This window comes from Agromyces sp. MMS24-K17 (assembly GCF_043950245.1).
In the GTDB taxonomy this organism is placed as follows: Bacteria; Actinomycetota; Actinomycetes; order Actinomycetales; family Microbacteriaceae; genus Agromyces.
Genome location: NZ_CP171640.1, coordinates 995,307 through 1,004,351, shown reverse-complemented (window position 1 = coordinate 1,004,351; position 9,045 = coordinate 995,307). Strand labels below are relative to the sequence as shown.

Below are 9,045 nucleotides of genomic sequence, written 5' to 3'. Positions count from 1 at the left end.
GCCGACACGCCGTCGTGCCGAGCCGCACCGTCGGCGTGTCGCCGAAGTGCTCCTCGTCGGCTGACCTCCGCGGACCCGGCCTGCTCGCATGGCGGGACCCCGCATCCCGTGTCGCCCAGATGGCGCACTTCGCTGGCGTCGGCGCGCAATCCGCGCGACGTCACGTCGCGGTGTCGCGAAAACGGCGGGCACCCACCGGCGAGGTGCGCCGAATGGGCGACATCGTGGAGGCGAGGACCCGTCAGTCGTGCGGCCAGGCCGCCGCGAAGCGGGCGAGGAGGCGGGAGAACTCGGCGCGCTCGGCGGGGGTGAAGCCGGCGAGGGCGGTCTCGATGGCCGCGCGACGGCGGCCGATCGTCGCGGAGACGGCGGTGCGGCCCGCCTCGGTGATGATCAGGATGCTCCGTCGCGCGTCGCTCGGATCGGCCTCGCGCCGCACGAAGCCGGCCTCCACCGCGGCCTGCACGAGCCGGCTCGCACGCGGCTGGTCGACGCCGATCAGTCCGGCGACGTCGCTCACCGACTTCGGGCCGTGCGCCTCGAGTGCGGCCAGGAGTCGGAGCGCGGCGTGGCCGCGGCCGGGCGGGCCGCCATGGCCGCCATGACCGGGATGCCCGCCGTGGTCTCCGTGGCCGTGGTCGGAGTGTCCACCGTGGTCGCCGTGCTCGCCGTGGTGGGCGTCGGCACCGGGCCCGCCGTGCGGCATCTCACCGCGACGGCCGCCGCGCGAGCCCGCACCCCAGGCGCGGCCACCCCGCCCGCGCCCGCCGGCGCCGTCCGGGCCGCCTGGTCCGAACGGGCCGCCCGGGCCGCCGGGACCCCAGCCGAAGCCCGGGCCGCGACCGAACCCGGGTCCACGTCCGCCGCGAAGGTCGCCGAGCGCCGCCTCGATGGCGGCGATGTCATCGGAGCCGCCCGGGCCGCCGCCTTCAGGACCGCCGGACCCCGAACCTTCGGGTTCGCCGTGAGCGGATTGACGCGGGTCCGACATGCATGTCATCCTACATATACATGTCAGATGACATGCAATACGCAAACGCGCAACGCGCGCCGGGCGCCCGACGGGCGCACCGAGAGAGGAATCCATGACGGACCACGAGTTCGACCACGACCATGACCACCACGCCGACGACGCGCCGGAGTTCGAGCACGAGCACGAGCACGACGAGTCCGTCGCCGAGGCCGAGGCCTCGACCGACCGCCGACCGCTCGGCTTCTGGCTGAAGCTCGTCGACCGCCGCATCTCCGACGAGATGGCGACGCTCTTCGAGGCCGAGGGCCTGACCCGCCGCGACTGGCGGGCGCTCAACCTGCTCGGCGGCGACGCCGTCGACGAGCACCTGGCCCACCGGCTCCGCCATCGCCCCGACCTGCTCGACCGCCTGGTCGAGCGCGGCTGGGTCGCGACCGACGAGGCCGACGTCCCCACGCTGACCGACGCGGGTCGCGAGGCCCGCGACCGGCTCCTCGCCGACGTCACCGGCCTGCGCACCCGCGTCGCCGGCGCGGTCAGCCCCGAGGACTTCGCGACCACCCTCGCGACCCTCGAGTCGATCGCCCGCGAACTCGGCTGGGACGAGTCGCAGCCGATGCCGCGCGGACGCCGCGGCGGCCGCGGCCACCGGTTCGGCCGCTTCGGGCACCCGCACCGCGGGCACGACGGCCACGGCCACGGCCACGGCCGTGACGAGCACGGGCACGGCCGTGACGAGCACGGGCACGAGCACGGCCACGAGGGGCACCACGACCACGAGGGTCGCCGCCACGGCGGCCCCCACGGCTACGGCCGCGACTTCGGCCGCGACTTCGGCCGTCGCGGCGACCGTGGCTTCGGCCGCGACTTCGCCCCGGGCTTCACGCCCGGGTTCGGCCCCGGCTCGGCCGCCGGCTTCGGCCCGGGCTTCGGCCCCGCACGTGCCGACGACCCGCGCGAGGTCCACGTGCACGTCCACGTGCACGGCGCATCCGCCGCGGGGGACGACCGCAGCTGACCGATCGGTTCCGGCACGGGGCCGGGTGGGCATCGCGCTCGCCCGGCCCCGTGCCGTCCCGTTCCGTCTGGGGGCCTGTCGCCGATGGGACCGCGCCGCTACGATCGCCCCATGCGTCCGAGCCGACTCCCGGCATGGTGGCTGCGCTAGCAGCCCGATGACGCCTGTCCCCGAGCTGCGCCGCAGGCTCGGGGAACCCGGACGCCGACGTGCAGCCTCCACCGCGATCGAGAGGCACGCCATGCGACACCCCATCCCCGACGGCACCGGATCCCGCCGGCTCGGCCCCGCCGATGCCGGCGAGCTCCTCACGCTGCAGCGAGCGGCGTACGCGACCGAAGCGCAGCTCTACGACGACCCGCGGCTGCCCGCGCTCACGCAGACCCTCGACGACCTTCGAGCCGAGTTGGCGCATCCCGCGCTCGGGCTGTTCGCCGGGCACCGCCTGGTCGCGTCGGTGCGGTGGCGGATCGACGGCGGCACGGCCCGCATCGGGCGGCTGGTCGTCGCGCCCGACAGGCAGGGGCTCGGCCTCGGCACGGCGCTGCTGCGCGCGGCCGAGCAGGCCAGCGGCGCGCACCGGTTCGCCCTGTTCACCGGGCACCGCAGCGAGGGCAACCTACGGCTGTACGAGCGCGAGGGGTATCGGCGCGTGCGGCGGGAGGTGCTGCGACCGGGGGTCGAGCTGGTGCACCTCGAGAAGGAGGGGTCGCGGTCTCGCCAAGCTCACCCGGTGGAGGTGCCGCGCGCGTTGTAGACGACGGCGTCGGATGCCCCGTAGGCGCGGAACACCGCCGCCGCCTCCGCGCGGCGGACGCCCTGGAGCACCCGGATGCCTCGCCGCTCGAACTCCCCCGCCCAGTCGGGATGCATCGGGCCCTCGTCGAACCCGGTGAGGTCCTCGCATTCGGGGCCGTCGCCCGCGATCGTGAGCCGGCGCACGCCCGACCACATCGTCGCGCCGTAGCACATGACGCAGGGGCGCCAGTTGACGACGAGTTCGAGGTCGGCGCCGTCGGCGCCAAGATCCCACCGGCCGAGCCGCGCCTGTGCGAGCCCGATCGCGGTGACCTCGGCGTGCAGCGAGCTCAGGCCCGTGGAGAGCACCACGTTCACGCCCGCCGACACGAGCTCGCCGGTCGACGCGTCGACCACGATCGCCGCGAACGGCCCGCCGTTGCCGGCACGCCAGTTGCGGTCGGCGAGCTCGTTCACGAGGTCCATCCGCTGCTCGGGCGTCGCGAGGTCCCATTCGGCGTAGCGGTCGAGGTCGGCGACGAGCCAGGGCGGCAGTTCGGCACGGAATCCGGTGGCGATCGGGGCATCCATCCCGCCATCGTGGCATCCGCGCGCCTGTTCCGCCTCGCGAGGTCGCCGGAATCGTCGGCGGTCTCAACCGATCAACGCATCACCTTGGGCGCTTTGATCGTAGCGACGCAACCCGACCAGCTACCCGCCAGGCGTCGTGGCCGCCCGGCGCTGCAGCTCGCGGTACACCGTGGTCCGTGAAATTCGGAAGAGCTCGGCAAGTTCGGCCTGCGTGTGGGCGCCCGCGTCGTGGAGCTCGAACAGATGCTTGCGTTGCGATGCTGAGAGCTTTGGTTGCTTGCCGCGCAGGCGGCCCTTCGCTCGGGCGACGGCCATTCCTTCGCGCGTGCGCGCCCGAATCAGATCGGCCTCGAACTCGGCCACCATTCCGAGCACATTGAACAGGAGCCGGCCGACAGGATCAGCAGGGTCGTAGACACTGCCGCCAAGGCTGAGCGCCACCCCTTTGGTCGTCAGCTCATCGGCGATGTCGCGCGCGTCCGGCAGCGATCGCGCGAGTCGATCGAGCTTGGTCACGACCAGGGTGTCGCCGCGGCGGGTGGCGGCCATCGCCTCGCGCAGGCCGGGGCGAGCACGATTGGAGCCGGTGAGCCCGTGGTCGACGTAGATGTTCTCCGGGTCGACGCCGAGCGCGGTGAGACCGATTCGCTGCGCGGTGAGGTCTTGCTCGTTCGTCGATACTCGGGCGTAGCCGACCTTGATTGCGCTCATGGGATCAGTGTTGCAGTTAGGGGGCTGTCACCGGGCATTTCATCGTGCGGGTCTTACGTACATCCGATGGCCTACTGATGGTTGAGATCCTCCGGCGTCGCTCGGATGTACGGTGAGGGACCGGGTTGCGGTCATTCCGACGCCTCGCTCGCTATGTTGGCCAGGTGGCGCGCGCCGTCAACGCGCGGATACCGCGAAACTGCCTGGCATGGCAACGACCGGGTTGATGTGCGACAGCTCCGGCGGCAGCGGTGGCCACACGTGAATCACGCCGCGATCGAGAGGAGTCCGTGGTGGCGAAGATGCATGCAGCATTCGAGATCGAATCGCAGTTCGGAGTAATTGTCGTGCGTGATTCTGAGTCAGATGGAGACCTGTCGGACTGGAATCCGAACGAGCGGCGATCCTATGTAGACCGGAATGCTGCGATCTTCGCCGTGACTCCTGGAGTCGATGGGCCGGTGAGGTGCGAACTGTGGCAAGGCATGCCGACCGAGCCGATGCAGCACGTGATTCTCCGAGAACGGTTCAATATCGCCGGTGGGCTCGAGATCGAGGACCCGGCAGGACTGATCAACGTGCACGCCTTCTGGATTCGTGGGGATCGAGAGATCCTCGTCCTGGCGGACGACTTGAACTGGCCGGAGCGAGTCCAGATCGTGGTGGATCCGAGCGAATAGCGCCGGATACGTCGCACCCGCTCAGGGATCGGTTTACGGTCTTGCCGCCCTCGGCTTCTGGATCACCCACTGGGTCATCAACGGCGGTGCTGCATGTCCCGTTTATCCGCAAACCCGCTCCGGGGTCGCAATCACCGTGCCGGCTCCTACCGGGACAGAACAGGACGCCCAGCCATCTGAAAACTGAACAGCCGATCTCTTTCCATCGGAGTCAGCGAAGTCTTTCCGAGTCACGGGAGGCGTCCAACGATCCCTGTCGTCGGGCGAGGCTGTGGTCATCTGCTCGGAGACTTCTGGGAACTCGCGCTCAGGCGAGGACCGCGTCGTGTCTTGGCTCGTGCAGCCGACGGCGAGGAGCGTGATCGAGATCGCGGCAAGCGCGGCCAGCGGTTGGCGCTTCGACCATTCGGTATTCATACGTGGGACCTACTCTCAGTCTTGATTGGTGCCGCGGCCGCTTGACCTTGGCACAGGTTGAACGTGGGCGACGTCAGTTAGCCAGTGGGTTCGTCAGCGGGGTTCGGAAGGTAGGCGGTGATGTCGAGCGGCTCTGTCGGCGGCAACGTGATGGCCGCGGGGTCAATGGGCTTCATAGGGTGCTCCATTTGTGTCGGGATTCGTTCAGGCGGGTCCGGAGGTTGGCTCACGCGCGTTGCTGGGGTTCTTACTGGGTCCAGATGAGGCGGAGCACGTCGATCACGTCGTCGGCTTTCGCTCCCGAGGCATCTGCCTCGATGATGAGTTCTCGAATGCGGCGGACGACGGGCAGTGGGAGCACGTTGGCCGACGGTGCGACGCGGGTGCCTGCAGCGGTTCGCGTGATCACGAGGCCGTCACGCTCGAGCAGTTTGTAGGCCTTGGCTGCGGTGCCGGGAGCAACGCCGAGATCTGCCGCTGTCTGCCGTACCGTTGGCAGACGCTCGCCGGCTCCGAGTTGCCCCGAGACGATCCGGCCGCGGAACTGTCGGTAGATGCTCTGCGTCGGGCTGGTGTCCTCGCTCGCCGATACGACCACCTCAGCGGTCATCGAGCGACTCCGGCGATGGCATCGAGCTCAGCTTCCTCGTGGCCTGCACGCGGCCGCCGAGTGCGCAGCATCCGTGTCGCTACCAGGATCAGAAGGACGAACGCGAGGATCTCGAGTATTGGCGCGAGCAGAGCCCCGGTTGCCGCGAACTCGGCGTACCGCCAGGTCGTCTGGTATTCCTCGCCCGTCTCGCCATTGATCAGTCTGGTCATCAAGCCTGCCTCGGCGATGAAGCGCCATGCGCCGGCGAGTGCGAGCAGCATGCCCGCTGTCGCAACGCGGACGACGCCGGAGGCGATCTCAGTGCGGACGACCCGCTCGCCCTGGACGTATTCGGGGCGCTGAAAGGGCCGCACCGCGTTCGTGTGGAGCGTTGCCCAGAGGATGCCAGCGAGCGCGGTCAGGCACACCAGCACGGGCACGCCGTAGGCCCAGCCGTAGAACCACGGCCGAACCGGATCGATGGACGTGTTCGGAGCCGTGAGCTCCAGGTAGATGTAGCGGCCGTCTGAGCCGGTGGATGACTCGAGTCCTGCGGCGACGGTCGTCGCCAGCAGTGCGAGGAACGTCGCTCCCGACGCGATGAGGCCGGCGCGCGGTCCGAAGCTCGTCCAGGTGCGCCGTGCGGAGGGTGCCGGCTGCTCCGGCGGTGCAGATCCGCGAGTGACGATCAGTGCGAGAACTGCCGTGACGCAGATGACGGCGGCGAACACCGGGGTGGCGTACTCCCACCACTCGACGATGTTCGCCAGGTTCATGAGGTAGCCGCGCACGACCGTCTCGATCACGAACGCGAAGATGACCAGCGCGGCGCCAATGCTGAGTGCAAGCCGTTCGGGGCGATACCGCTCTGTCGCCGTGTCCGGCTCCGGATGGATCACTGGAGCGGGCCGTCGACGATCCTCAATGATCTTGGCGGCGACGATCACGAGTGGCGCGATCAGCACCGCGGCCACGAATGAGAACAAGGGCGTCGAGAGGGCCGCTGAAGCCAGGTCCAGCGGCCCCAGCGCGGTCACCGATTGTTCGAACACTGCATCTCCGATCATTTGTGTCATATGTCTAACACAAGTTGTGTCGCTATGCGAGTACAAGTGGCACCAGTACGCGCCGGAGAGTGTGATCCGCAAACGCCCGCGGGCGAATGGTTTGCGCGACTCGTGGGACATGGATTTGGAGTGTCCTTGCTCGCGAGGAGGCATGCCGGTGAGGGATCCCTATGTGGGTTGGTGAGCACGCCTGAGTTCTGGGCGGAAGCGATCCGCGGCTGTGTCCCAGCCGAGGACGCGTCGGGGTCGGGTGTTGATCCGCTCGGCGATGTCGTCGAGCTGCCGGAGCGAGAACCGGTTCAGGTCTTCGCCTTTCGCGAGGTACTGGCGCAGGAGCCGGTTGGTGTTCTCGTTCGACCCACGCTGCCATGGACTCCGTGCGTCGCAGAAGTAGACCTGCAGGCCGAGCTCGACGGCGAGTTCTTGGTGCTCTGCCATCTCGCGGCCGCGGTCCCAGGTCAGCGACAACCGCAGCGTTGGCGGGACGGCGCGGAGGTTCTCGACGATGGCCCGGCGTACCGCGTCGGCTTTGTATCCGTGCGGAAGCGGAACGATGCGAACGAACCGGGTCTGTCGTTCGACGAGAGTCGCCACGGCCGATGGGCGACGGCCCATGACAAGGTCACCTTCCCAGTGGCCGAGCACGGTTCGTTCGTGCACTTCGACGGGCCGGGCATGGATCGGAGTCATGTTCCGGAGCCGCCCGCGTCCGTGCGAGGACTGGACGAGGCGGGGCCGCCGGACTGATCGGCCCGACCGAAGATGTCTGGCCGTCGTCGCGTCGAGTTCTCTGCGGGCCGTGATGTAGATCGTGCGATAGATGCTCTCGTGCGAGATCCACCGTTTCGGATCTGACGGGTGTTGCCGGCGTAGCCAGGCCGCGATCTGCTCGGGCGACCAATCCAGCTCGAGCTTGGAGCGGACCTCAGCGAGGAGCACCGGGTCAGCAGCAAGCCGCGTTGTCTTCGGGCGCCGGGCGCGGTGCATGGCAGCCTCATCTGCCGTCACCGCACGGTATGCCTCCCGGCCGCCGTTGCGGTGGATCTCGCGAGAGATCGTCGACGGCGCCCGGTGCAGCCGCGCTGCAATCGCCCGCGCCGAGAGGCCGGCTGCGATCCCACGGGACACGTCCTCGCGCTCGAGGACAGTCAGATGCGATTCGGAACGGCGTCTTTTCGGTGGGCGAACGCCACCCGTCCGGCCAAGATACGCATGCACCGTCCTCGGCGAGCAACCCAGCGACCGCGCGATCAGCCGCGTTGAGTCACCAGCACGCCATCGTCGCCACAACTCGTTTTCCTGGATGCTCGAGAACGCCATCGGCTACCTCCAACCGGCATCATCCTCCCGGTGATGCGTTGATCGGTTGAGACCACCTCCGAATCCGGCGCGGGAAGCGACGATTCGAGCGACCTCGCGGCGAAGATCAGCGGCGGCGGGCCGCGCGGGGGCGCACGCTCACGCCCTCGGCGCCCTCCGAGAGGCGCTGCGCGATCCAGATCGGCACGATCGAGATCACCACGAGCACGACCGCGATCACCGACACGATCGGCGCCTGGTTCGGCCGGAACATGTTGTTCAGGATGAAGATCGGCAGCGTCGTCACGCCCGACCCGGCGGTGAACGTCGTCACGATGATCTCGTCGAACGACAGCGCGAACGCGAGCAGGCCGCCCGCGAGCAGCGCCGATCGCAATTGCGGGAACGTCACGAGGCGGAACGTCGTCCAGACGCCCGCGCCGAGGTCGGCCGACGCCTCCTCGAGGTTGGTGCCGGTGCGGCGGAGCCGCGCGATGACGTTGTTGAACACGGTCACGACGCAGAAGGTGGCGTGCGCGATCACGACCGTCCAGATCGACAGGGGCACGCCCATGATCGTGCGGAAGAAGTTGTTCAACGCGATGCCGGTGATGATGCCGGGCAGCGCGATCGGCAGGATCACGAGCAGGCTGATCGCGTCGCGCCCGAAGAAGTCGAACCGTTGCAGCGCGAACGAGATGAGCGTGCCGAGCGCGAGGGCGATCGCGGTGGCGACGATCGCCACGACGATGCTGGTCTCCACCGCCTCGACGGCTCCGGCGCTCTGGAACGCCTTGCCCCACCATTCGAGCGTGAACCCGGGCGGCGGCCACGTCAGCGACGTGGACGTCGAGAACGAGTTCACGAGCACCACGAGCAGCGGCACGTAGACGACGACCAGGATGACCCCGGTCACGATGCCGAGCGTGAGCCGGGCGGCCCTGCTGAGACGCATCCGT

10 protein-coding genes are annotated in these 9,045 nt (G+C 69.2%); 3 read left to right on the top strand and 7 right to left on the bottom strand.

The window, feature by feature from the left end; genetic code table 11:
* Window positions 1-241 precede the first annotated feature (241 nt).
* On the bottom strand, window positions 242-706 hold the full coding sequence (locus tag ACGGZK_RS04515; RefSeq protein ID WP_395245065.1) for a MarR family winged helix-turn-helix transcriptional regulator: 465 nt from the start codon (window positions 704-706) through the stop codon (window positions 242-244).
* Window positions 707-1,085: 379 nt separating this feature from the next.
* Between ACGGZK_RS04515 and ACGGZK_RS04510 the strand changes: the two genes are divergently transcribed.
* The gene (locus tag ACGGZK_RS04510) at window positions 1,086-1,991 is read left to right on the top strand and encodes a MarR family winged helix-turn-helix transcriptional regulator (RefSeq protein WP_395245064.1); all 906 of its coding nucleotides are present in this window, start codon (window positions 1,086-1,088) and stop codon (window positions 1,989-1,991) included.
* Between the two features lie 241 nt (window positions 1,992-2,232).
* Window positions 2,233-2,748 (top strand): GNAT family N-acetyltransferase, encoded by a 516-nt coding sequence (locus ACGGZK_RS04505; RefSeq protein WP_395245063.1) that lies wholly within the window; start codon window positions 2,233-2,235, stop codon window positions 2,746-2,748.
* Here ACGGZK_RS04505 and ACGGZK_RS04500 read toward each other — a convergent pair.
* Together ACGGZK_RS04500 and ACGGZK_RS04495 are read right to left on the bottom strand one after the other, a co-directional pair.
* Entirely contained in the window at window positions 2,718-3,320 is a 603-nt protein-coding gene (locus ACGGZK_RS04500; RefSeq protein ID WP_395245062.1) for a nucleoside deaminase, read from the bottom strand. The genes ACGGZK_RS04505 and ACGGZK_RS04500 overlap by 31 nt on opposite strands.
* 120 nt (window positions 3,321-3,440) lie before the next feature.
* Entirely contained in the window at window positions 3,441-4,031 is a 591-nt protein-coding gene (locus tag ACGGZK_RS04495) for a recombinase family protein (RefSeq protein ID WP_395245061.1), read from the bottom strand.
* A gap of 293 nt (window positions 4,032-4,324) precedes the next feature.
* On the opposite strand from ACGGZK_RS04495, the gene ACGGZK_RS04490 reads away from it, so the two are divergent.
* Window positions 4,325-4,711: a hypothetical protein gene (locus ACGGZK_RS04490; RefSeq protein ID WP_395245060.1), complete on the top strand. Its 387-nt coding sequence runs from the start codon at window positions 4,325-4,327 to the stop codon at window positions 4,709-4,711.
* Between the two features lie 664 nt (window positions 4,712-5,375).
* Here the strand turns inward: ACGGZK_RS04490 and ACGGZK_RS04485 are convergent.
* The 4 genes from ACGGZK_RS04485 to ACGGZK_RS04470 all read right to left on the bottom strand — a co-directional run bounded on the left by ACGGZK_RS04485 (window position 5,376) and on the right by ACGGZK_RS04470 (window position 9,041).
* Complete coding sequence (locus tag ACGGZK_RS04485; RefSeq protein ID WP_395245059.1) at window positions 5,376-5,738, bottom strand: GntR family transcriptional regulator; 363 nt, start codon at window positions 5,736-5,738, stop codon at window positions 5,376-5,378.
* On the bottom strand, window positions 5,735-6,787 hold the full coding sequence (locus tag ACGGZK_RS04480; RefSeq protein WP_395245058.1) for a hypothetical protein: 1,053 nt from the start codon (window positions 6,785-6,787) through the stop codon (window positions 5,735-5,737). Before ACGGZK_RS04480 ends, ACGGZK_RS04485 begins: the two co-directional genes overlap by 4 nt.
* 168 nt (window positions 6,788-6,955) lie before the next feature.
* Window positions 6,956-8,107, bottom strand: a complete 1,152-nt coding sequence (locus ACGGZK_RS04475) for an IS30 family transposase (protein WP_395245057.1) — start codon at window positions 8,105-8,107, stop codon at window positions 6,956-6,958.
* Between the two features lie 106 nt (window positions 8,108-8,213).
* Window positions 8,214-9,041 (bottom strand): ABC transporter permease, encoded by an 828-nt coding sequence (locus ACGGZK_RS04470; protein ID WP_395245056.1) that lies wholly within the window; start codon window positions 9,039-9,041, stop codon window positions 8,214-8,216.
* Window positions 9,042-9,045 lie beyond the last annotated feature (4 nt).